We start from the raw sequence: 25,940 nt of genomic DNA on the forward strand, positions 1-25,940 counted from the left end.
GTTTTCAGACGCAGACGGAAACTTCCGGCTAAAGAGGAATGAATTCCGGCTTTCTGCCATGGTACACGGTAAAATATCTATAACCGCAGTCAGACAGCAGTTCGCGGCAGGTGTCAAAGGCATAACCCACATATTCCGGGGTATGGGCGTCGGAACCAATGGTTATCATCTCGCCTCCCAGCTCCCGGTAGCGCATGAGAATCTTCCGGCAGGGATTGGGCTGGCCCAGGCCGTACTTGAAACCGCCTGTGTTGCACTCCAGGGATTTGCCGTTTTCAATAAGAATCTTTAAGAGAGGGTCAATCCACTGGCTCAGATGCCGGTAGTCGTAAAAGTCATTCTGGTGGGGAGCGTAGCGCACCGCATAATCCAGATGGCCAAAGGAATCAAAGGTGCGGCACAGGTCTCTGACACGCACCAGGGAGGCTTCAAAGAAATCCTCAAAGCCGGGCACCTCGCCCCGCTTGTTCCAGTATTCCGGGTCATATGGGTCCATGCTCTTTACAAAATGGCTGGATCCGATGATGAAATCAAAGGAATCCCCATAGCGCTTTACAAAGTGATCCAAATATTCCTTAAGATGATCCTGAAGTCCCAGCTCGATTCCGATGTTGATGCGGATGCGGTCCCTGTACTCTGCCTGGAGCATGCGCAGGGACGTGAGATAGGTGGGGATATCCAGGATAAAATCACAGTCGCAGAATCCGGAATCGTAGTCGTGGTGGTCGGTAATGCACATCTCCTTCATGCCCAGTTCTATGGCTTTCTCAATCTGCAGGCTGATGGGGGTGTTGGAGTCACCGGAAAATTCAGTGTGCAGATGGCAGTCGTATATCATCGGAGCTTCTCCTTTGCTTCTATATAAATAATAGCTTCTTAATAAAAAACAGCAGTATTTTTATTAATACCGGCATTTTCATACGCATTTCATAACAACATTATAGCAGAAAATACCCGAATGGCAAGATTCCAGTCTTTTCTTCGTATAAAAAGGTCAAAGATCCGTAAAAATAAAAAAAGGACTTGCCATTTCTTTAGAAATTGATTACAATAGAGAGAAGTTGATTAATATTTAACAATAATATATTTTTTAACAAACTAGGAGGAATTGAATCATGGCAGTAAAAGTAGCGATTAATGGATTTGGACGTATTGGACGTCTGGCTTTCCGTCAGATGTTCGGAGCAGAAGGTTACGATGTAGTAGCTATCAATGACTTAACCGATCCTAAGATGTTAGCTCATCTGTTAAAGTATGATACAGCACAGGGTGGATATGCCGGCGTTTATGGCCAGGGTCTGCACACTGTTGAGGCTGGAGAGGATTCCATCACTGTAGACGGCAAGAAAATCACCATCTACAAGGAGCCAAAGGCTGCTGATCTTCCATGGGGCGAAATCGGCGTAGACGTAGTTCTGGAGTGTACAGGATTCTACTGCTCTAAGGACAAAGCTCAGGCACACATCGAGGCAGGCGCTAAGAAAGTTGTTATCTCCGCTCCTGCAGGCAATGACCTTCCTACTATTGTATACAGCGTTAATGAGAATGTACTGACAGCTGATGATAAGATTATCTCCGCAGCTTCCTGTACAACAAACTGCTTAGCTCCTATGGCTAAGGCTCTGAATGATTATGCTCCTATCCAGAGCGGTATCATGTCCACCATCCACGCTTACACAGGCGATCAGATGATTCTGGACGGACCACACAGAAAAGGCGATTTAAGAAGAGCAAGAGCCGGCGCAGCTAACATCGTTCCTAACTCCACTGGTGCAGCTAAGGCTATCGGCCTGGTTATCCCAGAGCTGAACGGCAAGTTAATCGGTTCCGCACAGCGTGTACCTGTACCAACCGGTTCCACCACAATCTTAACAGCTGTTGTTAAGAAGGCTGGTGTTACAAAGGAAGACATCAACGCAGCTATGAAGGCAGCTGCCAGCGAGTCCTTTGGATACAATGAGGATGCCATCGTATCTTCCGACGTTATCGGCATGAGATATGGTTCTCTGTTCGATGCAACACAGACCATGGTAGCTCAGATTGCAGATGATCTGTATGAAGTACAGGTTGTTTCATGGTATGACAATGAGAACTCCTACACAAGCCAGATGGTAAGGACAATCAAGTACTTTGCTGAGTTAGGCTAATTGTGACAACAGGACAGTAATTTCTAAGTAGACTCATGAAGGGTCCGGTCGTTTGGGCCGGGCCCTTTGTTCGCCAAATGTATCAATGACTCTGAAAGGGGAAAGAAATATGTTAAACAAGAAAACAGTTGATGATTTAAAAGATTTACAGGGAAAAAAAGTACTGGTACGCTGTGATTTCAACGTTCCGTTAAAGGAAGGCGTTATCCAGAACTATAACCGTATTGACGGAGCCATCCCTACCATAAAGAAGCTTCTTGACCAGGGCGCCAAGGTTATCCTGTGCTCCCATTTAGGCAAGCCAAAGGGCGAGCCCGTTCCGGAGATGAGCCTTGCTCCTGTTGCTCCTGCTCTGAGCGAAAGACTGGGCGTAGAGGTTAAGTTTGTGGACGATCCAAAGGTAACAGGGCCTGAGACACAGAAGGTAGCTGCTGAGTTAAAGGACGGAGAGGTTCTGCTTCTTCAGAATACCCGTTACAGAGTTGAGGAGACCAAATTCAAAGACGGCGATGCTGCAAGCGAGGCTTATGCAAAAGAGCTGGCTGACCTGTGCGACGGCATTTTCGTAAACGACGCATTCGGCACAGCCCACAGGGCACACTGCTCCAACGTAGGCGTTACCAGATTTACCAAGGAGAACGTGGTGGGATACCTGATGGAAAAGGAAATCAGGTTCTTAGGACAGGCGGTTGAGAATCCGGTTCGTCCATTCGTGGCCATTCTGGGCGGCGCCAAGGTTTCCGATAAGATTAATGTAATTAACAACCTGTTAGACAAGGTTGACACCCTGATTATCGGCGGAGGTATGGCTTACACCTTTGCAAAGGCACAGGGCCAGGAAATCGGCAATTCCTTATGTGAGGCAGATAAGCTGGACTATGCACTGGAGATGATTAAGAAGGCAGAAGAGAAGGGCGTTAAGCTGCTGCTTCCTGTTGATCATGTGGAAGGAAAGGAATTCTCCAACGACACCGAGCATAAAGTAGTGGATGTAATTGACGCAGGCTGGTCAGGATTTGACATCGGACCTAAGACCATCGCGCTTTACAAGGAAGCACTGCAGGGCGCCAAGACGGTTGTGTGGAATGGACCTATGGGCGTGTTCGAGTTCTCCAACTTCGCAGAAGGCACACTGGAAGTATGCCGTGCGGTTGCTGAACTGGCAGATGCCACCACGGTTATCGGCGGCGGCGACTCTGTCAATGCTGTGAAGAGACTGGGCTTTGCTGATAAGATGACCCATATCTCCACCGGCGGCGGCGCTTCCCTGGAATTCCTGGAGGGCAAGGAACTGCCAGGTGTGGCTGCAGCTGACAACAAAGCTTAATTCGGTTTTCCCATAAGTGATTACAGTGTGAAAGGGAGAGGTAAAATACAATGTCAAGAAAGAAAATTATAGCAGGCAACTGGAAGATGAACATGACTCCGTCAGAGGCGGTTGCCCTTGTAAACGAGTTAAAGCCATTGGTAGCGAATGAGGATGTGGATGTGGTATTCTGTGTGCCTGCCATTGACATTATTCCTGCTATGGAAGCAGCTAAGGGATCCAATATCTGTATCGGAGCCGAGAACATGTACTATGAGGAGAAGGGCGCTTATACAGGCGAGATTTCTCCCAACATGCTGGTAGACGCCGGCGTTAAGTACGTAATCATCGGTCATTCAGAGAGACGCGAGTATTTCGCAGAGACAGATGAGACCGTGAACAAAAAGGTGTTAAAGGCCTTTGAACACGGCATCACACCGATTGTCTGCTGCGGAGAGACACTCACACAGAGGGAGCAGGGAATCACCATTGACTGGATCCGCCAGCAGATTAAGATTGCATTCCTGAATGTGACAGCTGACCAGGCTAAGACTGCGGTTATTGCTTACGAGCCAATCTGGGCAATCGGAACCGGCAAGGTGGCTACCACAGAGCAGGCTGAGGAAGTCTGCGCAGCTATCCGTGTATGCATTGGAGAGATTTACGATGAGGCTACAGCTGAGGCAATCCGTATCCAGTACGGCGGCTCTGTATCCGCATCTTCCGCTCCGGAGCTTTTCGCACAGCCGGATATGGATGGAGGACTGGTAGGCGGCGCTTCCTTAAAGCCTGACTTTGGCAAGATTGTAAATTACAACAAGTAATAACGGAATGTGTGCCCTGCTCCTGACCGGAGCGTGACCCAATGCGGGATTCACGCGCCATAAGGCGGCAGGGCATTTAAAACAGAAGGAGATTGAAAATGAGTAAAAAACCAACCGTATTAATGATTTTAGACGGCTACGGACTGAACGATAACTGCCAGCACAACGCTGTATGCGAGGGCAAGACTCCGGTTATGGACCAGCTCATGAGCCAGTGCCCCTTTGTAAAGGGCGAGGCCAGCGGCATGGCAGTGGGACTTCCCGAGGGACAGATGGGCAACTCTGAGGTAGGTCATCTGAACATGGGAGCAGGTCGTATCGTATACCAGGAACTGACCAGAATCACAAAATCCATTCAGGATGGGGACTTTTTCCAGATTCCGGAGTTCCTCACAGCAATTGAAAACTGCAAAAAACATGATTCTGCCCTTCATATGTTCGGGCTGGTGTCTGACGGCGGCGTACACAGCCACAACACCCATATCTACGGCCTGCTGGAGCTGGCTAAGAAGAACGGCTTAAAGAAGGTTTATGTACACTGTTTCCTGGATGGCCGCGATACGCCTCCTGAATCAGGAAAGGGCTTTGTGGAGCAGCTGGAAGCAAAGATGAAGGAGATCGGCGTAGGCGAGGTAGCGTCTGTCATGGGACGTTACTATGCCATGGACCGTGATAAGAGATGGGACCGCGTGGAGTTGGCTTACAACGCTCTGACAAAGGGCGAAGGAAATCAGGCTGAAAGCGCTGCTGCAGGCATCCAGGCTTCTTATGACAGCGGCAAGGCAGATGAGTTCGTCATCCCCTTTGTGGTGATGAAGGACGGCAAGCCTGCGGCCACCATCCAGGATAAGGATTCCGTGATTTTCTACAACTTCCGTCCGGACCGTGCAAGGGAGATTACCCGTGCATTCTGCGACGACAGCTTTGACGGCTTCCCAAGGGAGAAAAGGCTGGACCTGGTGTATGTATGCTTTACGGATTATGATGAGACCATCCAGAACAAGCTGGTTGCCTTTAAGAAGGAGAGTATCACCAATACCTTTGGCGAATTCCTGGCAGCCCACAAAAAGACACAGGTAAGGATTGCGGAGACTGAGAAATATGCGCATGTGACCTTCTTCTTTAACGGCGGTGTGGAAGAACCCAACGAGGGTGAGGACCGCATTCTGGTTCCTTCTCCAAAGGAAGTTGCAACCTATGATTTAAAGCCTGAGATGAGCGCCAACGGCGTGTGCGATAAGCTGGTGGAAGCCATCAAATCCGACAAATACGATGTCATCATCATCAACTTTGCAAACCCTGACATGGTAGGCCATACCGGGGTAGAGGACGCAGCCATCAAGGCCATCGAGACAGTGGACGCCTGCGTGGGCCGTGCAGTGGAGGCCATCAGGGAAGTGGACGGCGTCATGTTTATCTGTGCGGACCATGGAAATGCGGAGCAGCTGGTGGACTATGAGACCGGGGAGCCATTTACAGCTCATACCACTAATCCGGTACCATTCATCCTGGTAAATGCAGACCCATCCTGCAAGCTGCGTGAAGGCGGCGCCCTGTGCGATATCGTTCCCACCCTTATTGAGCTCATGGGAATGGAGCAGCCTAAGGAAATGACCGGCAAATCATTGCTGGTTAAGTAAGAAGAATGAAGTGAGAATAAATATGCGTAAAAGCCAGCTCCGAATGTCCGGGGCTGGCTTTTTTGGCCGAAGAGTGCTGGATTAGGCGCAAATGAATCTAAAATCAGTCAGACGACAGCATGCCTTGGGCGGACTTGCTGGGCCGATACCGTATCATTTGTATCATTGCCGGTGTCCGGGGCTTTTTTTCGTGTCTGTTCTTCCAAAGCCGCGGCGCCCGCTTTATGCACAGGCTGTTCAACTCCGTCTGCTTTGGCGATATCTGGTCCGCTTGCAGAAGAACTGCCGGCAATCACTTTCTCAGCAGCGGCCTTTTCAGCAGCGGCCTTTTCAGCAGCGGCCTTCCCAGCAGCGGCCTTTTCAGCAGCGGCCTTCCCAGCAGCGGCTTTTCCAGCAGCTGCCTTATCAACAGCTGCCTTTCCCGGAACGCTTCCGGATAACTTGATGGAAGCTTTTGCGCAGGCAGGCCCTACCATTTCATACAAAAGCCCGCTGGACAGGATGATGGTTGAAAGCAGCTGGCCGCTTTCGGCAGGGAGCATGCGCTGCCCCAGCACAGCCAGGCCGATGGAAACGCCGGCCTGAGGAATCAGCGCCAGGCCAAAGTAGCGGCGGATTTCCGGTGAAGCGTGGGTAACCGCGGCGCCCAGGGCGGAACCGGTGTATTTCCCGGCAATGCGGACCAGAAAGTAAACAATACCGATCACGCCGGCAGCTGCCAGGCTGGGAATGGAAAGCCTCATACCGGAAAGCACGAAGAACATCACCAGGAGGGGAGGCGTGAACTGGTTTAACTGCTTAAATAAGTGTTTGTTGCCGCTGGCATTGATATAGGCTGCGCCGGAGGCCATACATGCCAACAGGGGAGAAACATTAAGGGAAGTACAGATTCCGGCCACGCCCATAATGGTGACACAGGCCAGAACCAGGCTGTGGTCCTTGCTGCGGCGCTTGTGTATCAGCCTGCTGAGCACCACACCGGATAGTCCTCCCAGCGCCAGGGCCAATAAGTTAAAGAGCACCGGAAAGGCAATCTGCGAAACCGTCACAGAGCCGTTTGAGGAGCTGGCCTGGACAAAGGCCGCGCACACGCTGAAGGCTATCAGGGACACTGCATCGTCCAGGGCAACCACCTGCAGGATGGTGTCCACAAAGGGCCCTTTGGCCTTGTACTGCCGGATGGTCATAATGGTGGAGGCAGGGGCCGTGGCGCAGCCGATGGCTCCCAAAAGCAGACTGAAGGACAGGGATAACCCCATAATCAGCATGACAATTGTGATAAAGATGCCTGCGGTCAGGGATTCAAACAGGGTCAGAATCACCATTTTCTTTCCATTGGCTTTCAGGGATGACAGTTTGAAATATTTTCCTACTCCAAATGCGATAAATGCCAGGGCAAGGTCTGTGATAAAATCCATCTGTCCAATATATTGTGAAGGGACAAGATTCAGGCACCAGGGCCCGATGATGACTCCCGCAATAATATAACCGGTAACATTAGGCAGGTGAAGCCGCTTTGTGATTCGTGTCAACAGAAAGCCGGATGCCAGCATGACTGCTATGGTCAATATGATTCCTGCTGCTCCCAGGTTTGATAAAAATAGTGCCATAATCAACACTCCTTTCTGCGTTTTTTTGTTTTGCTTGATTATAGTAGTGTTTGGTGATAAAATCAAATGATATTATTTGATTGGGATATAAAAAATATTTATATATGGAGGGGGACTGGCCTGTGTTTGACATGAAAGTAAAGACTCTTCTGGCTGTTATCGAGTCCGGAAGCTATACTAAGGCAGCTCAGAAGCTGAATCTGACCCAGCCGGCGGTGAGTCATCAGATTCGTTTGCTGGAAAATGAGTTCGATATAAAAATATTTTATAGGAGCAAAAACAAACTGAAGCTGACTCCCCAGGGAAAGATTCTGGTGCAGTACGCCCGCAGGGCAGCTGCCGTTTATTCCAACGCCTGCCAGGCTATTGAGGACAGCAAGACGGAGACCAGCCATCTGAATGTAGGCATCACCCCCACGGCGGGGGAGACCATTATTCCCCAGGTGCTGGCCACCCTCTGTAATGAGAATCCGGATATACATATAAATATTTCTGTCAATACCATTCAAAAAATTTATAGCCGCCTGAAGGCATATGAATTGGATTTTGCCGTGGTGGAGGGAGGGGTGCCGGATGCGGCGTTAGTGTCCACCACCCTGGACACGGATTACCTGTGTCTGGCTGTTTCGCCCATGCACCGTCTGGCCAGGGCCAAGACAGTGTCCGTGGAGGAGATACGCCATGAAAAGCTGATTCTGCGCAGCCGCAGCGCAGGCACAAGGCAGCTGTTTGAGAAACATCTGGGGGCCAGGGACATGAGCCTGGAAGAGTTTAACGTGATGATGGAACTGGATAACGTGTCCATGATCAAGGAGTTGGTAACCATGGATTTGGGAATTACCATCATTGCCAAAAGCGCCTGCCGCGAAGAACTTGCCAGCGGCCGGCTGGCCATTATTCCCATTGAAAATTCCTCCATGGTGCGCCAGATCGACATGGTATATCAGAAGGATTTCCTGCATCCGGAGTTTATCCAGAATATTCGCGGTATCTATGAACAGCTGAAGGCAAAGTAATATTTCCTGTGAGGGGCTTTTCCGGCCGGGAAGATGGGCTGCCTGAGCGGTTGCGGCTTTCAAGCTGCGGCTTTCAAGTTACGGTTTTAAAGTTATGAAATATCCCTTCCATTTTTATGGGAAATAGGATAAAATGGAAGTTGGTGCCCTCAAAGGCCGTAGAAGTCTCTGATGGCCTGTTTTGTATAATTTTAATTGATATAACATATGATAGGAGTTTGAATTGTGTCTGGAAAAAAAGGTATGAAAACGAAGAAGCTTTTGGAAAGCTTCCTTCCATATTATGGAAGATATAAGAAGATTCTGATATTTGATTTATTCTGTGCGGCTCTGACTACATTGGGAGAACTGATTCTTCCTCTGATGCTGCGCTATATCACAAACCAGGGGATGCAGAATCTGGCATCCATGACAGCCGGAATTGTAATCAGAATCGGCGGTCTGTACCTGCTTCTGCGGATTATTGACTCCCTGGCAGCCTATTACATGGCCTATACAGGGCATGTGATGGGTGTATACATTGAAACAGATATGCGCCAGGACGCCTTTGAGCATTTGCAGATGCTGTCAGACAGTTATTACAGCAACACAAAGGTTGGACAGATCATGTCACGTATTACCAGTGATTTGTTTGACGTGACGGAATTTGCCCACCACTGTCCGGAGGAGTTCTTTATAGCAGCCCTAAAAACCGTGGTCTCCTTCATCATCCTGTCAGGCATCAATCTGGAACTGACCCTGCTCATATTTGTGCTGGTGCCGGTTATGATTATTTCCTGTACCTGGTTTAACATGAAGGTGAAGGAGGCATTCCGCAGGCAGAGAAACCAGATAGGCGAGCTCAATGCCCAGATTGAGGACACCCTGCTGGGCAACCGTGTGGTCAGGGCCTTTGCCAATGAGCCGGTGGAGATTGCCAAGTTCGGCAAGGGCAACCGGGATTTCATGGATATTAAGAAGTATACCTACCGCTACATGGCGGCTTTTCAGATTACCACCAGGTCCTTTGACGGACTGATGTATGTGGTGGTGATTGTGGCAGGAGGCATTTTCATGATTCAGGGCAAGGTGGAGCCGGGAGATTTGGTGGCCTATACCATGTATGTAACCACCCTTCTTACCACTATACGCAGAATCATAGAGTTTGCGGAGCAGTTCCAGCGTGGAATCACCGGTATCGAACGTTTCCAGGAAATCATGGATGTGGTGCCGGATATCAAGGACAGCAAAAATGCAAAGAAGATGGAGCATGTAAAGGGCGCCATTACCTTTGACCACGTAAGTTTTGAGTATCCGGATGACCATGTGCCAGTACTGGAGGACATTAACATCACCGTAAGGCCAGGGGAGAGGATTGCCCTGGTAGGTCCCTCCGGCGGCGGTAAGACCACCATGTGCAACCTTCTGCCCAGGTTTTATGATACCACCTCAGGCAGCATTGCCATAGACGGGCAGGATATAAAGAACGTTACACTGCAGAGCCTTCGTTCCAACATCGGCGTGGTACAGCAGGACGTTTACCTGTTCTCAGGTTCTGTCTATGAGAATATCAGCTACGGGCGTCCGGGAGCCACCAGGGAAGAAGTTATGGAAGCTGCCAAACTGGCAGGCGCCCATGAGTTTATCACTGAGCTGCAGGACGGATATGATACGTATGTGGGCGAGCGGGGGGTCAAGCTGTCAGGAGGACAGAAGCAGCGTATCAGCATTGCCCGTGTATTCCTGAAGAACCCGGCCATTCTTATTCTGGATGAGGCTACATCGGCTCTTGACAATGAGAGTGAATACCTGGTATCCCAGTCATTGGAGAAGCTGGCAGTGGGCCGTACCACTCTTACTATTGCCCACCGCCTGACCACCATCCAGGGTGCGGACCGCATACTTGTGCTGGCAGGCAATAAGATTGTGGAAGAGGGGAATCATGAACAGCTGCTGGAGAAGAAGGGAATGTATTACCAGTTATATACAACTGCAAACAGGCTGAACCAGGGGATTGCATAAAGGAGAACATTTAATATGAAAATAGCTATTGTTGCGGACAGCAACAGCGGAGTAACGCAGGATGAGGCAAAGGAGCTGGGCATATATGTGCTTCCCATGCCTTTCATGATAGATGGGCAGGTTTTTTATGAGGGAATTGATTTAAGCCATGAAGATTTTTACGCAAGGATGGAGGAAGGGGCTGAAATCACCACATCCCAGCCATCGCCTAAAGACGTGACGGAACAGTGGGAACAGCTTCTGGAGGACCATGATCAGGTGGTGTACATTCCCATGTCCAGCGGACTCAGCGGTTCCTGCCAGACGGCTCTTATGCTGGCGGAAGATTATGAGGGGCGCGTTCAGGTGGTGAACAACCAGAGGATTTCTGTTACCCAGAGACAGTCTGCCCTGGACGCCAGGGATTTGGCAGAGCGGGGATGGAGCGGTGAGCAGATAAAGGAAAAGCTTGAGGCAACCAGGTTTGACAGCTCCATTTATATCACGGTGGATACCCTTAAATATCTGAAAAAGGGGGGCAGGATTACACCTGCTGCGGCAGCGCTGGGGACATTGCTCAAAATAAAGCCGGTGCTCACCATCCAGGGAGAAAAGCTGGATGCGTTTGCAAAGGCAAGGACCATGAAGCAGGCCAAGACCATCATGCTGACTGCCCTGGCCCATGACCTGGAGGATCGTCTGGCAGATCCGAAGGCAGAACACACCTATCTGCAGATTGCCCATACATGCAGTGAGCAGGCAGCCCAGGAGCTGGAAGAGACTGTAAGGGAGTTGTATCCCGGGGTTCCCGTGTTTGGGGCTCCCCTGTCCCTCAGCATTGGATGCCATATCGGCCCTGGCGCCCTGGCAGTCGCCTGTACCAGGAAATTAAAGGAGCTGGAATAAGTGTCGGAAAAGAAATTTGTTAAGAAGCTGCGTACCTTCGGCATGAGCATGAAGGTACCGCTGACAGCCATCATCATAGGCGCTGCCCTGATTCCTCTCTTTCTGGAGGCCGGCATTATGCTGGGAACATTCCGGCAGAGCCAGCTGGACGCCAGGTTTATAGAGATACAGAACCAGTGTGTTATACTCAGCAATAAGATGACCCGGTCCGGCTATATGACGGCCGAGAAAAAGAACAATGCCAGCCTGGACAGCCAGATGCAGACCCTGTCTGATGTCTATAACGGAAGAATTGTCATTGTGGGAAGCAATTTCCGAGTGGTGACAGATACCTTTAATCTGGCCACGGGAAAGTATTATTTATCAGAAGAAGTCATCAAGTGTTTCAAGGGTGAGAACAGCAGCCATTACAACAAGGATATGCAGTATTTTGCCCAGACCATTCCCGTGTATGACACGGCGGACGCAAAAGCTGTGAGCGGAGTCATTGTGGTTACCGCATCCACGGAGAACATTCTGTCCCTGACAGATAAGGTTATGGGAAAGTCCCATCTGTTTCTGGTGTGTATGGTTCTTCTTATCAGTGTTTTGGGGGTGGCGGCGGCCCATTTGCTGCTGCGTCCTTTTAAGAAGCTTCAGATGTCCTTTGACAGGGTGGCTCAGGGAGATTTGGATGCGGACATCACAGAGGAGACTTACAGGGAGACCAGACTCCTGTCCCAGTCAGTCCAGAAGTCCCTGAGCAAGCTCAAGGCTGTAGACCAGTCGCGCCAGGAGTTTGTCTCTAATGTGTCCCATGAGCTGAAAACGCCCATCACCTCTATCCGTGTGCTGGCTGATTCCCTGATGGGGATGGAAGACGTGCCGGTGGAGCTGTACCGGGAGTTTATGACGGATATTTCGGATGAGATTGACCGGGAGAACCAGATCATAGAGGATTTGCTGATGCTGGTCAAAATGGATAAGACAGCCGAGGACCAGATGAACATAGAGCAGGTGAATATCAACGGGGAACTGGAGCTGATTTTAAAACGTCTGCGTCCCATTGCCAAACGTGGAAATGTGGAACTGATCCTGGAGAGCATCCGGGAAGTGACAGCGGATGTGGATAAGGTAAAGATATCCCTGGCAATCACCAATCTGGTGGAAAATGCCATCAAATACAACCGGGATTCAGGTATGGTTCGCGTGACCCTGGATGCAGATCACAAATATTTCTACATCAAGGTGGCTGACACCGGTATCGGGATACCGGAGGACGCGCTGGAACATATATTCGAGCGGTTTTTCCGGGTGGATAAGGCCCGCTCCAGGGAAGTGGGCGGCACCGGGCTGGGACTGGCTATCGCGAAAAATGTCATTCAGATGCACCATGGTATCATAGATGTGGAGAGTACGGTGGGAGAGGGAACCACCTTCAGCGTGAGGATACCCCTTAACTATGTACCGAGACAGGAGGCAAAGCCATGAGCAGACATACCGCGAGCAGACATACTGTGAGCAGAAATACCGTGAGCAGACATGTCATGAGCAGACATACCATGGGAATACATGCGGTGAAAAGGCTGATACTGCCTTTGATGGCGGTTGTATTCCTGCTGTCGGGCTGCGGAGAGGGGGAAAGCCCTGTCTCCAATCCTGCCGAGGGCAGATATCTGATTTATTATCTGAATGCGTCCATCACCAAGCTGGTTCCCCAGGAGTACGAGACGGAAACAAAGGATAAGGGGGAGCTGGTGAATGAACTGATGGACCAGTTCCTGAATGTGCCAAAGGATTTGGACTGCCAGCCCGGCCTGACGGACCGGGTGACCTACCAGGGGAGCCGCCAGGAGGAACAGGTGCTGTATCTGTACTTCGACATGAATTACACAGCCATGAAGGCGGAACGGGAGATTCTCTGCCGGGCAGCCCTCACCAGGACCCTGACGCAGATTGAGGGAATTGACTATATCAATATTTACTGCGGTGACCAGCCTCTGATGGACCGGCAGGGAAATCCGGTGGGAATGCTGTCGGCCACTGATTTTATCATGAATACCAGCAATGTAAATGCCTACGAAAAGACGGAGCTGACCCTGTATTTTGCCGATGAGACAGGCAACCGCCTGGTGCCGGAGAAACGGGAGGTAGTCCACAACATCAATACCTCCCTGGAACAGCTGGTAGTAGAGCAGCTCATTGCAGGACCGGGACAGGAGGGGCATAATCCCACGCTTCCGTCGGACTGCAAGATACTGAGCCTGTCAGTGACAGATAATGTATGCTATATCAACTTTGATTCCGCCTTTGCCAATACAACTCTGGCAGTGAATGAGTATATCCCGATCTATTCCATTGTGGATTCTCTTTCAGAGATGACAACGGTGACAAAGGTGCAGATTATGATCAACGGCTCCCAGGATGTGATGTTCCGGGATGTGGTGTCCTTAAATACCACCTTTGAGAGAAGCCAGAATTATATTGACGGAAAGAATGAATAGACGAAAGGAAATTTAACTGAATATGAAGAGACCGCTGGTTGTACTGGCAGCAGGTTACGTACTTGGAGAGGTGCTGGCCCTGCAGGTTAAGACGGCGGTGGACTTAGGTGTTCTGGCGTGGCTGTGTGCAGCTGCGGCAGGAATCCTATGGCTTTTGGATACAGGGAGGGGAGTACTGCGCCCTTCTGCTCCAAGAGCGAAGATGCAGGGCAGGAGCAACCGGAAACATAGAGTGCTTCTGCTCTTTTTGGTATGTCTACTGTCTGGTTCGTCTGTGGGAATGACAAGAGGACAGCAGGAAAAAGGGATTCTGGACCATGAGGAGTCCGTGGCCCGGACCATGACCGGCGCCCGGATATTGGTAAGAGGAGTAATTAAAAAGGCAGAACAAAAGGAAAATACGATTACCCTTATGCTGGAGGAGGTGACGGCCGAGGCAGGTAAAAGGTCTGTGAAGTTCAGGAGGATGGTGGTGTATGCGGAGAACAGGACAACGGAGAAAGATGATTCTGACTTAGGGGAAGAGCTGGCTGTGGGGGTAAAAGTACAGGTGAGAGGCAAGCTGGCTCCGGTGGAAGGGCCGGGAAATCCCGGAGAATTTGATTTCAGGACCTATTACCGAACAAAGGGAACTGCATGCAGGCTGTACGGGGAGAACCTGGCAGTGGCGGGAGGAGAGGCAATCCCTTATTACAAGGGAATCGCAGAGTTTCGGATGCAATGTGCCGGTGTACTTGAAAAGATATGCATGCCGGAGGATGTGGCTGTATTTAAAGCCGTGCTTCTGGGAGATACATCTGATATGAATCCGGAGATGCGGGATATGTACCAGCGCAACGGAATTTCACATCTTCTGGCTGTCAGCGGACAGCATCTGGCTATTATCGGCGGAGGGATCTATCTGATGATTCGTCGGGCCGGAGCCGGATATGGCAAGGCCGGGATGATATCAGCTGTTCTTGTTATCAGCTATGGAATAATGACAGGCAGTTCCGGCTCCGCCATAAGGGCGGTTATCATGATAGTATGCCTGTGGCTGGCGGCGGTTAAAGGAAGAAGCTACGACACCCTGTCGGCGTTGGGAGCGGCAGCCTTAATTCTTCTGTACAGACAGCCCTATCTGCTGTACCACAGCGGATTTGAATTGTCCTTTGGGGCAGTTCTGGCGATCAGCGGATTGGGAGGATGGGTGCAGTCATTCCTTGAATTGGAGCGGGCGTGGGAAAAGACGCTTCTTATCAGCTTGAGCGTACAAATCGTACTTACGCCCATTGTGCTGTACCACTATTTTCAGCATCCGCTTTACGGCATTTTTTTAAATCTTTTGGTTATACCTCTTGTTTCTATCTTAATGTATTCGGGTATTCTGGGGATTGTACTGGGAAGCTTCTGGATCCAGGGAGGAGTGGCAGCAGTGGGGGCCGGACATTATATTTTGAGGTTTTATGAGCTGCTGTGCAAATTTGCGGAAGGGCTGCCCGGATACAGTCTGGTGCTGGGGCGTCCGTCGCCGGGCAGTCTGGTAATGTATTTTGGCATACACGGAATGGGAACAGCAGTTGTGCTGTTTTGTATCAGGGGCCGGAGTGCCTTTATTCGGGCAAAATCTCCTGCAAGGTGTAACGCTTATCTGGCAGAAAGGGATTTACAAACACGCATATCTTCCATCAGTTGTAAACCCATGATGTTAATGTATTTTTTGGGGATTTATGCCCTTAGTTTTGCGGCTTTGGTCCCGCGTCCCGTAAAAGGACTGGAGGTTGTCTGTCTGGATGTGGGACAAGGGGACGGCCTGTTGCTCAGGTCTGGTAAGAGGGCGGTGCTCATAGATGGAGGCAGCAGCAGCCAGAAAAAACTGGGGAATATTGTGCTGGAGCCTTATTTAAAAAGCCAGGGAATATCGTGGATTGATTATGCGGTGGTAAGTCATGGAGACAGCGACCATATAAACGGTCTTATATACCTGCTGGAGGAGTCAGAGGACATAAGAATAGGTACCCTGGTGCTGCCAGTGATGGGAAAGGGGGAGGAGGTATATGAAAATCTGGCTGCACTGGCCAGGAGAGAAGGGGCAGCTGTGGTTTATATGAAAACCGGAGACTGGGTGGAAACTGGGGAGCTGACGCTTACCTGTCTGTATGCCGGTGAAGATTTTGGCAGGAAGGACCGTAACAGCCACTCTCTGGTTTTGTGCGGGGATTATAAGGGATTTCATATGTTGTTTACAGGAGATATGGGGGAAGAACAGGAGAGCAGTCTGGTCAGACTGGCAGAACAGGAGGGGGCCCTGCAGGATATACATTTGAATCATGTACAGATACTGAAAACAGCCCATCATGGTTCCAGGACATCTTCATCGGAGGTATTTCTGGACCGATTGAGGATTCAATTAGCTGTGGTTTCCTATGGAAAGGAAAATTCTTATGGGCATCCGTCGCCGGAGACAATGGAGCGTTTCAGGAGGCAGGGGATTGCGGTTCTGGAAACCGGAAAAAAGGGAGCCATAACACTTAAAACAAACGGTACATCGCTGCGGGTCCATGCATTTCTGGAGGAAAAATCTCGTCAGAATTAGCTGGATGAAATACGCTTCTGACAGCCATATTATAAATATGGAAGAGATTGTGGAATCTTGGAAGGAGCAGGGGATGAATTATCAAGAAACAGCTAACGAGATTTTGTCTCACATAGGCGGGGCAGAGAATATCAGGGAGATGACACACTGTTTTACCAGACTTCGGTTTGAATTAAGGGATCCGGAAAAGGCAGAGCGCGGTAAGATAGAGCGGATAGAAGGTGTGATAGCGGTTGTGGAAAGCAGCGGCCAGTTCCAGGTTGTCATGGGGACAAAGGTAGGCCGGATATATGACCTGCTGAAGGAAATGACCGGTACAGAAAGAAAAGCGGGTGAAAAAAGAGAAAAGGTTTATCATAGGGACAGTAAGGACAGAGAGAAAAACACACCGGGAAGTCATTTGGGAAACAGAATGATTCAGTCGGTTTCCTCCATGTTTACGCCTATGGTACCTGCCATTGCTGCATCTGGCCTTTTGAAAGGATTCCTGACCATAGCCAGGATGCTGGCATCCAATCAAGGCATCGACATTACAGGAAACCATACCTACGTAATCCTGCTGGCTGCCACGGATGCGATTTTCTATTTTATGCCAATCATCCTGGCCTATACCAGCGCCAGGGTGTTTGGGGCCAATGAATTTGTGGCCATGGCTCTGGGGGGAACCATGTGTTACCCTTCGGTTCTCAGTCTTATGACAGGGGAAGAACACATCAGCATGCTGGGAGTGGCATTGACCAGGGCCAATTACACATCATCAGTCATCCCTATTATAATAGGTGTGTTTATCCTGGCTTATGTACAGCGGTTTCTGGAGCGGGTGATACCGGAGGTTCTGAAAATTATTCTGGTACCGGGGCTCTCCCTGCTGGTAATGGTGCCTGCGGTATTTATGGTGTTTGGGCCGGTGGGAATTTATCTGGGAAATATAATTCATTTTATCTACACAGGCCTTATGGGAATAAGTCCTGTTTTGTGCGGCGGTTTCATCGGAGGCATGTGGTGTGTGTTTGTTATTTTTGGATCCCACAGAGCCTTGGTACCTATTGGAATCCAGGATGTGGCACTGAACGGCCGGCAAAACCTGCTTGCATTTGCAGGGGCTGCGAATTTTTCTCAGGGCGGGGCTGCCCTGGGGGTTATGATGCGGACCAGAAGCAGGGAGCTAAAAGCAGTGGCGGCATCGGCATCAGTGGCAGCCTCTGTCTGCGGCATAACAGAGCCTGCCATCTATGGGTGTAACCTGCGGCTTAAACGTCCTATGATTTACGCGGTTATATGCGGAGCCGCAGGAGGGGCTGTCATGGGGGCGGGAGGCGTGTACGGGGATGCTTTTGCAAATAACGGTATCCTTACACTGGCAACCTATGCTGCTTTTGGAATGAAAAAATTCCTCTTTTATCTGGCTGGTATTGGTATATCATTCTTCGGGTCTGCCATTTTGACAATGCTGCTGGGATTTGAGGATATGGACCAGGAACCAGAGGAAACTTCATGGGAAAGGAATTAACTGCAGGAGGGAAACAATGCATCAGAAAACGACAGAATTTCCGGAAGGATTTTTGTGGGGGGCTTCATCATCCGCATTTCAGATTGAGGGGGGATGGAATCTGGGAGGAAAAGGGATGACAGTGGCAGATTTCAATTCCTTTAAACGATCCCATATACAGGCAGATACTAAGGTGGCCAGTGACTTCTATCATCACTGGAAGGAGGACATTGATTACATGGCAGAGCTTGGGCTCAAAATGTACAGGTTCTCCATTGCGTGGGCCAGAATCATACCGGATGGCGATGGAGCTGTTCATGAGGAGGGGATTAAATTCTATGACAGAATCATTGACTGCCTGCTGTCAAGGGGAATCCAGCCCTTTGTCACCCTGTACCATTTTGACCTGCCCTACGCGTTGGCGGAAAAATACAATGGCTGGGAATCACGCCGGTGTGTCCTGGCCTTTGAACGGTATGCCAGGATATGCTTCAGGGCTTTTGGCGACCGGGTTAAATACTGGCAGGTCCACAATGAACAGAACCTGATGGTGCGGGTGGATGAGAGGATGAATATTGATGCCGCGGATAAATGGGAGGCAGACCGGCTCAGGGCCCAGATGGATTATCATATGTTTCTGGCCCATGCCCTGGCCGTAAAGGCATGCCATGAGCTGGTTTCCGGAGGAAAGATAGGCCCGGCCGTGTCGTCCTGCTGTACCTATCCGGAAACACCCCGTCCGGAGGATGTGTGGGCTGCGGCGAACAATGATTGGTTTAAGGCGGAATACTGTCTGGACATGCATCAATATGGCAGATATCCGGGATACTACAGGCGGTATCTTAAAGAGCGTAATATTATGCCGTCCGCGGAGGATGGGGATGAGGAGATACTCAAATGGGGCGCTTCTGATTACATTGCTGTCAACTATTACAGGACACTTTGTGTCAGATATCTTCCGGCAGATGAGATTCATCCTGTGGGGGAACGGTGCTTTCCGGGCAATGAGGTGGATTTTGACCAGTATGGATACTTTTCCCATGTGAAAAATCCTCATCTGGTTTCGACAGAGTATGGGGCGCAGATTGATCCAATGGGCCTTCGGATTGTGTTGAACCGTTATTATCAGAAATACCGGCTTCCCCTTCTCATAACAGAAAATGGTCTGGGGGCAGCCGATATCCTTACTGAAAATGGAAAGGTGCATGACAGTTACAGAATTGACTATCTGAGAAGGCACATCCAGGCATGCAGACAGGCGCTGGATGACGGCGTGGAGCTAATGGGGTATTCGCCCTGGTCCTTTATGGATTTGCTCAGTTCCCATGAAGGCTTTAGAAAGCGGTACGGATTTCTGTATGTGGACAGGAACGAGCATGAGACAGGCAGCCTTAAGCGCATAAAAAAAGACAGCTTTCACTGGTACCGCCGTGTCATAGAGACAAACGGGGCAACCATATAAGCTGTCAGAAAGGAAGGCAGAGTAATGTTTAAAGACGCTCTGATATATAATCCAGCAGCGCGGCGCAGCCCTCCGTGACGTCGGACCAGGTGGTGTCGAAGTCACCCGTGTACCAAGGGTCGGCCACATCCCTTCCGGAACCGGTGAATTCCATAAGCTTAAAAATTTTGTGGTCCGGATCACCGCCTGCAATACGCTGCATGTTGCGGATATTCCAGCTGTCCATGCCAATCAGGTAATCAAATGATTTATAATCTGCCTTCGTCATCTGTTTTGCCCGGTGCCCCTCGCAGGGAATGCCGGCCTGCTTTAATTTGGCGCGGGTTCCGTGGTGTACAGGATTACCGATTTCCTCGGTGGAGGTAGCAGCGGAATCTGCCTGAATTATGCCGGACAGGCCTCTTTCCTTTAGCAGGCTGCGGAAATAGTAGAGGGCCATGGGGCTGCGGCAGATGTTGCCGTGGCAGACGAAAAGTATTTTTATCATCTTCATATGTCTCCTAATAACTCCTTAAACAAATCTTTTATCTCTCCATAAATCTGATCATGAAATACGTCCTCCCTAAAATATAAATCTAAAACAGCTGAACTTGACCCAAGAACATTACTTTCACTTTTACCAATTTCTTTTAATTTATTAACATAATACGGATCTAATTTAGGGTATATATCAATATTATCTTCTCCAAATTCAATTATTGGAGTCGTATCTTCATTCTCCCTGACTTCCACTCTCATATAACTAACGCCAGAAAATTTACCTTTTCGATGAACAATTCCTATCTTTCTGGTTATGGGTTTTACTGTTGATAATACCGGAATAATATTCGTAGTTATCGTTTGTATTGCTTCATTCGATAAGGAAAGTATTCTTTCAACTTTTTTTACTAACTGCTCATCTGAATATAATTCGTCAAACCAATATGAATGTCTTCCTGGAGCCAAAGTCAAATCCTCCTTAATATCTAGGAGACTCTCCGCATTATCCATTCTAAGTCCTAATACTTTGCAAAAAGTAGTAATCATATCTACATCTTGATTATATATCCCCAGTTCATTTACTTTATCAATAACATAATTTATATCATTAGAATATAAGCTTAAATCCTGTCTGTTATTTTGACTTTCTCTCCTATTTCGCAATTTTTTCAATTCTTTTTCTATGCGCTCCGCTAGCAATACATCTATCTCAATATCAAACACGCTTTTTTGCTCTAACATTTCTGTGATTTGACTTTTTATTATATCAATTGCAATTTCCCTGGAAGAATCAAACCCATAAGACAACAACTCTAAATTGTAATACCGTTCATGCAAATGTCCCGCCGTAAATACTGATGAATTTATTGGTATCTCGGTTCCATCTGCTACTGCCATATATACACCGTTTTCATCAGATACTGTAATATCCAAACTTTTGGCATCCGATGTTCCATTATAAATTATCATAGAAATAGATTTTTTCGTAAAATTCATACAGCCACGGATACAGATTTTTCCGGTTCCTTTTATACTGTACCCATCAAAAACATGGCATATTTTATAAAAATAGGATTGAACTATACTGTCATAAGTTTTTAAAATTTGTGCATAATAACTCTGAGCGTATTCAAAATTCAAATCCATCTCAACAACATCAAAATTTCTTCTGGATTTAAGTGCCTTTACAAATAACTTTAAATTGTGTATTTCCAAGTAATCCAATACATAATTTTGTTTTTGCTGATTTGAAATAATACCAGTCAAATAACAAAGTATCTCATTGTATTTTTCTTTCAATGCATTGCTATCCAGCCAGGCGGTAAGCTTATCTCTATCCCACGTAGATAATTCCACTGCAGCAAAAAACTCTTGAATTGCTTTATGATAATATTTAATTCCTTGTAAGCCCTCAGACATCAACCCTGTTTTCCATATTTTTTCGTATATTTTTGTTTTATTTAGATCGGTGCAAGCATTATCCATAATTTCAAAAAAGTGTTCAGTACTGTCCCCATTTTCAAAACTATACATTGCATAATTACCTAGCACTGATTTAATAATCGTTTTATCATACAGAGAACATGAAAGTACATTCATTTTCTCATTAATATACTCTTGAAATAATGCCGCATGATTAGACGGAATTCTATATTTGTCCTCCTTCTTTGATATAGAAACAAACATCTTTAAAAACAATGGTATTCTTAAAATTTCCATTAATCTTTTTGGTATTTGATGAATTTGAATCTGCATCTCCCCTTGAGAGTATTGCTTCAACAAATCAACAATCCTATGATCATCTAACGGTTCCAGAGAATAATGTGCAAACTCAGAACAAAAATCTCCTTTATAATTTTGCATTCTTGATGTAATGATTATTGTATTGTCTGTATTTCTCCTTAGTTGATGCAAACTATATACCAAAACATCATAATCTTGTTCTACTTCGTCTATAGCATCAAATAAAATTACAAAACCACCTTCTCGCAGACGTTTTTCAATTAGTTCTTTTGTTAAAAAAGGCAACAGCAAATTAACTTCTTGATAAATTCCATCTACTATGGAATTAAATACTTTTCCATAATACCTTCCTTCTAAAATTACCGGTATTTTATCCTCATCCCCATTACACTTTGTCAGATACTCACGCATCAGCATCCACATCAGATACGATTTTCCACCTCCAGGTTCTGATGTGATTATTTTTGATGTATTATCTAATATGTCGCCAAAATCTTTATTTTCTCCATTCTTTAAAATATTTAAATCATATGCAAATTCCTTTAAGCTTCTATCTACGCATATGCATAACTCTTCTGTACAATGTACCCGCATCGCATTTTTGTATTTTTCATAAATATCTCTATTAGTCCATTTATCCTTTTCATCTGATGATTTCTTTAATTCCAGAATTCTATCATAGTTTAAAAGATTTATCTCTTCCCATTTTTCAGGAATCTCTTCAACTCTGCATGAAAATACACATGTATCAGAATAGTTTGCATTCACGATATAACCTTCTATGTTAATTCCGTTTGAAATCATGTAAGCAACCGATTTCGTCCATGCTGAATAAAATACTGGTTGTCCTTTTACCAATACTTTTTCTGTAGGCTTTTTTGCCTCAAAAACAAGCAAACTATGTTTATATACCCAGTCTACTTCTAAATCAGTTTTCCCTCTATATTTATCAAATTGATTTGATGTAAATTGTAAAAAATCTGCTGCTTTTGTTTTTAATGCTTTACTTCCTTCATAACCATATACTGGGAACTCCTCCGCTCTCAAATCCTTAGGATACTCCAATAGTTCTAATAAAGGAACAATCAGTTTGCTTCTCACTTCAGCCTCAGACTGAATATTTTGCCTTATAAAGTCATTTATCATAACAGAGATATTCATATTTCATTTACCCTTTCAATTTCCCTATACTTTTATTATTTCACTTAATCTTCAAAAAATTTGTCCAACTAGTTTCCCTTGCGTTTTCCCTACTATACACATTCAAACCTATTGGAACGCCTCGGAGTGTATTGCCGTGACAGACGAAAAGGATTTTAATGTTATTCTGAACTTGTTTGGTCATACGCGAAATCTCCGTTACTTTTTGATAGCTAAAGTCTACTATAAATTTGTCCAATAAACAAGAGCTGGTTTCCATTTGTATCCTTTACAGGCAGTTCATCCTTTCGTATAATGTGTATAGGCGGTTCCTACTGCTGGGTGACTTCCATCTCCGAAAGGGGGTGGTATGACATGAGTACATATGAGACCCTATCTTTGATGATTGCGTTTGGAGTACTTGTTGTTATGATTATAGGTACAAAAAAATAGTCACCCGCCTCCCAAAGCTGTGGTGACTATTTTTTAGTTGTTATTCTTTGGAAGCCACTCACTGGAGTGAACTGCCTTTTTTGTACCTTTATTATAAGCCATTTTCGGATCTTCTGTCAATTGTGATTTTTCATTCTTTCTCCCACATTTTCCTTTCATACACATTTAAACCTATTGGAATGCCCCGGAACATATTGCCGTGGCAAATAAATAGTATTTTAATCATCTTGTTTATATCCCTTCATAAGCCTTCAAACCTTGGTATTACGGGCTGTCCGGCGCTTTTTCATTTTTCGTGTTTTTCCCCAAACCTACGCTATTCTATATAAATATACGCAAATTCATGGGCAAATGGTGTAGTAAGTGGTGTTAAAATCAAAATATCTTCTATAAGATAAATCTCTTTCCTTTTTGGCTGGAACCTTCTCCTTATAATTCATGATTTTTCATGGATTCCATATAATATTTTATTGTACTATAATTTTCTCCGATAGAATTTGAAATCCATTTTTGATACATTGTCGGCTCTATTTCAATCGCTTTCAAAATACAAGCCACCACAGAATTGTTACCTTTTCGGTCAGCTTAATCAGTCCCTTAAGGTATTGGATAACCGCTACTTCTCATTTTCAATCTTGCCACCTCCATTTCTCTCAAAAATCTGAATGCTGCATAGAAAAAATTTCTTTCTGACGCTCAATCTCTGCTTTCAACTGCTCTTTTGTAGGCAAATAAGTCAGATATTTTGACATAAACAATCGGTCATTATCATGAAGTACCGAATATCTGGCAATATCCTCATCAGTTTCTGAACACAATAAAATCCCAATGGTGGGATTATCTCCATGCCCTCGCTTTAAATCATCATACATGCGTACATACATATCAATCTGTCCTACATCCTGATGAGTAATTCTGCCCATTTTCAAATCGATTAAGACATAACATTTCAGTTCGATATTGTAAAAAACGAGATCTAAATAGTAGTCCGAAGCTTCCGTTACAATATGTTGCTGACGAGCCACAAACGCAAATCCTCTGCCCAATTCCATCAAAAAATCTCTAATATGTGAAAGAATGGCAGATTCCAACTCTCCCTCTAAGTAAGTATCCTCATTTTTGAATCCAAGGAATTCTGCAATCACTGGACTTTTGATTAATTCAAATTGATTTTTTTGAAATTCCGCGGTTTTCCGTTTCATTTCTTCAATTACAGCATCTTTTTTCGGAGTTTGAAGAAGTCTATGATAATATTGCGTACTGATATTACGATCTAAGGTTCTTGAACTCCAGCTCTCGTCAACCGCCTCCTTCATATACCAATAACGTGCATTTTCATCCGTAACACGGAGAAGACTCCTAATATGCGTCCAGTTAAGATTGTGAACGCACGCGTTCACAATCTGCTCATCGGGAAAGCACTGATAAAATTTAATGTAATAATGCAAATTTCTTTTGGAATAATTTTTTCCAAACTCCTTTGTCAAATCATCTGCCAATGCAGAAATCAAACCTCTACCGTACTCTGCACGTTCACTGCCACCCAGTTCCTGCTCTACAATTCGTTTTCCGATATTCCAATAGGTAAGTAGCATTGCCTTGCTAGAGGCGCTATAGGCAGCTTCTTGTCCAGAGGAAATAATACTCTTAATTTCTGAAATAACTGATTGGTATGGCGTCAAATGATTTTCCATCATGTCACCTCGATTTCCTATAATAATTATATTTTAACGTGCTTCCCTGTCACATCAAAGCTCTTTCAAAAATGGTGTAGTAGTGGTGCAGTAAACGCCTCTATCTGCCGTAAAACCATTGATTCTACTGGCTATTCCGGGACTTTTCAAGATACTGCCATGGCAGACGAAAAGGATGTTAATGGTAGTATGGTTTTGGTTAGTCATTCGTCAAATCTCCATTTATATTTTGTAAATAAAGTTTACTATAATTTTATAGGGCATGCAAGCGTCACGTTTCAATTATGCCCTATGCAGTGACGAAAGTTTTTAGTATAATTAATACAGGCAGTTCCTACTGCTGGGTGACTTCCATCTCCGAAAGGGGGTGGTATAACATGAGTACATATGAGACACTTTCGTTAATGATTGCGTTTGGGGTACTTGTTGTTATGATTATAGGTACAAAAAAATAGTCACCCGCCTACCAAGCTTAGTGACTATTTTTAATTAAGCTATTAACTTGGAAGCCACTCACTGGAGTGAACTGCCTTTTTTGTATCTTTATTATAAACCAATTTTGGTTTATCTGTCAATCATGATTTCTCAGTGTTTTTCTTGCATTTTTCTTTTCATATACATTCAATCCTATTGGAATGCCCGGAGCATATTGCCGTGGCTGACGAAAAGGATGTTAGGTAGTATGATTTCGGTTAGTCATTCGTCAAATCTCCACTTATATTTTGTATATAGAGTTTTACTATAATTTTATAAGGTATACAAGCGCCTCTTTTTAATTATGCCCTATGCAGTGACATTGCTTTTTTGTATAATTAGTACAGGCAGTTCCTACTGCTGGGTGACTTCCATCTCCGAAAGGAGGTGGTATAACATGAGTACATATGAGGCACTTTCTTTAATGATAGCGTTTGGAGTACTTATCGTTATGATTATAGGTACAAAAAAATAGTCACCCGCCTCCCAAAGCAAATGTGACTATTTTTATAGATACA

The 25,940-nt window shown here is 46.4% G+C and carries 20 protein-coding genes; 15 read left to right on the plus strand and 5 right to left on the minus strand.

Annotated elements, in window-relative coordinates:
• Positions 1–28: 28 nt before the first annotated feature.
• Positions 29–838: a histidinol-phosphatase HisJ family protein gene (locus CGC65_RS10405; protein WP_002569450.1), complete on the minus strand. Its 810-nt coding sequence runs from the start codon at positions 836–838 to the stop codon at positions 29–31.
• Between the two features lie 277 nt (positions 839–1,115).
• Between CGC65_RS10405 and gap the strand changes: the two genes are divergently transcribed.
• The 4 genes from gap (at position 1,116) to gpmI (ending at position 5,917) form a co-directional block, all read left to right on the plus strand.
• Positions 1,116–2,147 carry a type I glyceraldehyde-3-phosphate dehydrogenase gene (gene gap / locus CGC65_RS10410; RefSeq protein ID WP_002569449.1) on the plus strand — a complete coding sequence of 344 codons (1,032 nt, stop codon included), beginning with the start codon at positions 1,116–1,118 and terminating at the stop codon, positions 2,145–2,147.
• Positions 2,148–2,256: 109 nt separating this feature from the next.
• Positions 2,257–3,474, plus strand: coding sequence for a phosphoglycerate kinase (locus CGC65_RS10415; protein WP_002569448.1), 1,218 nt, complete (start codon positions 2,257–2,259; stop codon positions 3,472–3,474).
• A 50-nt stretch (positions 3,475–3,524) separates the two neighbouring features.
• Positions 3,525–4,277, plus strand: a complete 753-nt coding sequence (tpiA, locus tag CGC65_RS10420) for a triose-phosphate isomerase (RefSeq protein ID WP_007037727.1) — start codon at positions 3,525–3,527, stop codon at positions 4,275–4,277.
• 98 nt (positions 4,278–4,375) lie between these two features.
• Entirely contained in the window at positions 4,376–5,917 is a 1,542-nt protein-coding gene (gene gpmI, locus CGC65_RS10425) for a 2,3-bisphosphoglycerate-independent phosphoglycerate mutase (protein WP_002569446.1), read from the plus strand.
• Between the two features lie 107 nt (positions 5,918–6,024).
• Here gpmI and CGC65_RS10430 read toward each other — a convergent pair whose 3' ends face one another.
• A complete protein-coding gene (locus CGC65_RS10430; protein ID WP_002569445.1) occupies positions 6,025–7,527 on the minus strand; it encodes a cation:proton antiporter in 1,503 nt (500 codons plus the stop codon).
• Between the two features lie 122 nt (positions 7,528–7,649).
• Between CGC65_RS10430 and CGC65_RS10435 the strand changes: the two genes are divergently transcribed.
• The 8 genes from CGC65_RS10435 to CGC65_RS10470 all read left to right on the plus strand — a co-directional run bounded on the left by CGC65_RS10435 (position 7,650) and on the right by CGC65_RS10470 (position 19,438).
• A complete protein-coding gene (locus CGC65_RS10435; protein ID WP_002569444.1) occupies positions 7,650–8,543 on the plus strand; it encodes a LysR family transcriptional regulator in 894 nt (297 codons plus the stop codon).
• A 225-nt stretch (positions 8,544–8,768) separates the two neighbouring features.
• Positions 8,769–10,544: an ABC transporter ATP-binding protein gene (locus tag CGC65_RS10440; protein WP_002569443.1), complete on the plus strand. Its 1,776-nt coding sequence runs from the start codon at positions 8,769–8,771 to the stop codon at positions 10,542–10,544.
• A 15-nt stretch (positions 10,545–10,559) separates the two neighbouring features.
• Positions 10,560–11,429, plus strand: a complete 870-nt coding sequence (locus CGC65_RS10445; RefSeq protein ID WP_002569442.1) for a DegV family protein — start codon at positions 10,560–10,562, stop codon at positions 11,427–11,429.
• Positions 11,430–12,899: a sensor histidine kinase gene (locus CGC65_RS10450; RefSeq protein WP_002569441.1), complete on the plus strand. Its 1,470-nt coding sequence runs from the start codon at positions 11,430–11,432 to the stop codon at positions 12,897–12,899.
• Positions 12,896–13,912: a GerMN domain-containing protein gene (locus CGC65_RS10455; RefSeq protein ID WP_002569440.1), complete on the plus strand. Its 1,017-nt coding sequence runs from the start codon at positions 12,896–12,898 to the stop codon at positions 13,910–13,912. Before CGC65_RS10450 ends, CGC65_RS10455 begins: the two co-directional genes overlap by 4 nt.
• Before the next feature lie 22 nt (positions 13,913–13,934).
• On the plus strand, positions 13,935–16,487 hold the full coding sequence (locus tag CGC65_RS10460) for a DNA internalization-related competence protein ComEC/Rec2 (protein WP_002569439.1): 2,553 nt from the start codon (positions 13,935–13,937) through the stop codon (positions 16,485–16,487).
• A gap of 73 nt (positions 16,488–16,560) precedes the next feature.
• A complete protein-coding gene (locus CGC65_RS10465; RefSeq protein WP_002569438.1) occupies positions 16,561–17,997 on the plus strand; it encodes a PTS transporter subunit EIIC in 1,437 nt (478 codons plus the stop codon).
• A 16-nt stretch (positions 17,998–18,013) separates the two neighbouring features.
• Positions 18,014–19,438: a glycoside hydrolase family 1 protein gene (locus CGC65_RS10470; protein WP_002569437.1), complete on the plus strand. Its 1,425-nt coding sequence runs from the start codon at positions 18,014–18,016 to the stop codon at positions 19,436–19,438.
• A gap of 28 nt (positions 19,439–19,466) precedes the next feature.
• Here the strand turns inward: CGC65_RS10470 and CGC65_RS10475 are convergent, their stop codons facing one another.
• On the minus strand, positions 19,467–19,925 hold the full coding sequence (locus CGC65_RS10475) for a low molecular weight protein-tyrosine-phosphatase (protein WP_002569436.1): 459 nt from the start codon (positions 19,923–19,925) through the stop codon (positions 19,467–19,469).
• A 2-nt stretch (positions 19,926–19,927) separates the two neighbouring features.
• Positions 19,928–22,822 (minus strand): NACHT domain-containing protein, encoded by a 2,895-nt coding sequence (locus CGC65_RS10480; protein WP_002569435.1) that lies wholly within the window; start codon positions 22,820–22,822, stop codon positions 19,928–19,930.
• A gap of 354 nt (positions 22,823–23,176) precedes the next feature.
• On the opposite strand from CGC65_RS10480, the gene CGC65_RS32490 reads away from it, so the two are divergent.
• Positions 23,177–23,254, plus strand: coding sequence for a putative holin-like toxin (locus tag CGC65_RS32490; RefSeq protein ID WP_227030990.1), 78 nt, complete (start codon positions 23,177–23,179; stop codon positions 23,252–23,254).
• Positions 23,255–23,907: 653 nt separating this feature from the next.
• Here the strand turns inward: CGC65_RS32490 and CGC65_RS10490 are convergent.
• Entirely contained in the window at positions 23,908–24,951 is a 1,044-nt protein-coding gene (locus CGC65_RS10490; protein WP_007037737.1) for a PDDEXK nuclease domain-containing protein, read from the minus strand.
• A 374-nt stretch (positions 24,952–25,325) separates the two neighbouring features.
• Here CGC65_RS10490 and CGC65_RS32495 point away from each other — a divergent pair, with 374 nt between their 5' ends.
• Both CGC65_RS32495 and CGC65_RS32500 read left to right on the plus strand, forming a co-directional pair.
• Positions 25,326–25,403 carry a putative holin-like toxin gene (locus CGC65_RS32495; RefSeq protein ID WP_227030990.1) on the plus strand — a complete coding sequence of 26 codons (78 nt, stop codon included), beginning with the start codon at positions 25,326–25,328 and terminating at the stop codon, positions 25,401–25,403.
• A gap of 416 nt (positions 25,404–25,819) precedes the next feature.
• Positions 25,820–25,897: a putative holin-like toxin gene (locus CGC65_RS32500; protein ID WP_227126364.1), complete on the plus strand. Its 78-nt coding sequence runs from the start codon at positions 25,820–25,822 to the stop codon at positions 25,895–25,897.
• The last annotated feature ends 43 nt before the right edge of the window (positions 25,898–25,940 follow it).

It is taken from the genome of Enterocloster bolteae (assembly GCF_002234575.2).
Lineage (GTDB): Bacteria > Bacillota > Clostridia > Lachnospirales > Lachnospiraceae > Enterocloster > Enterocloster bolteae.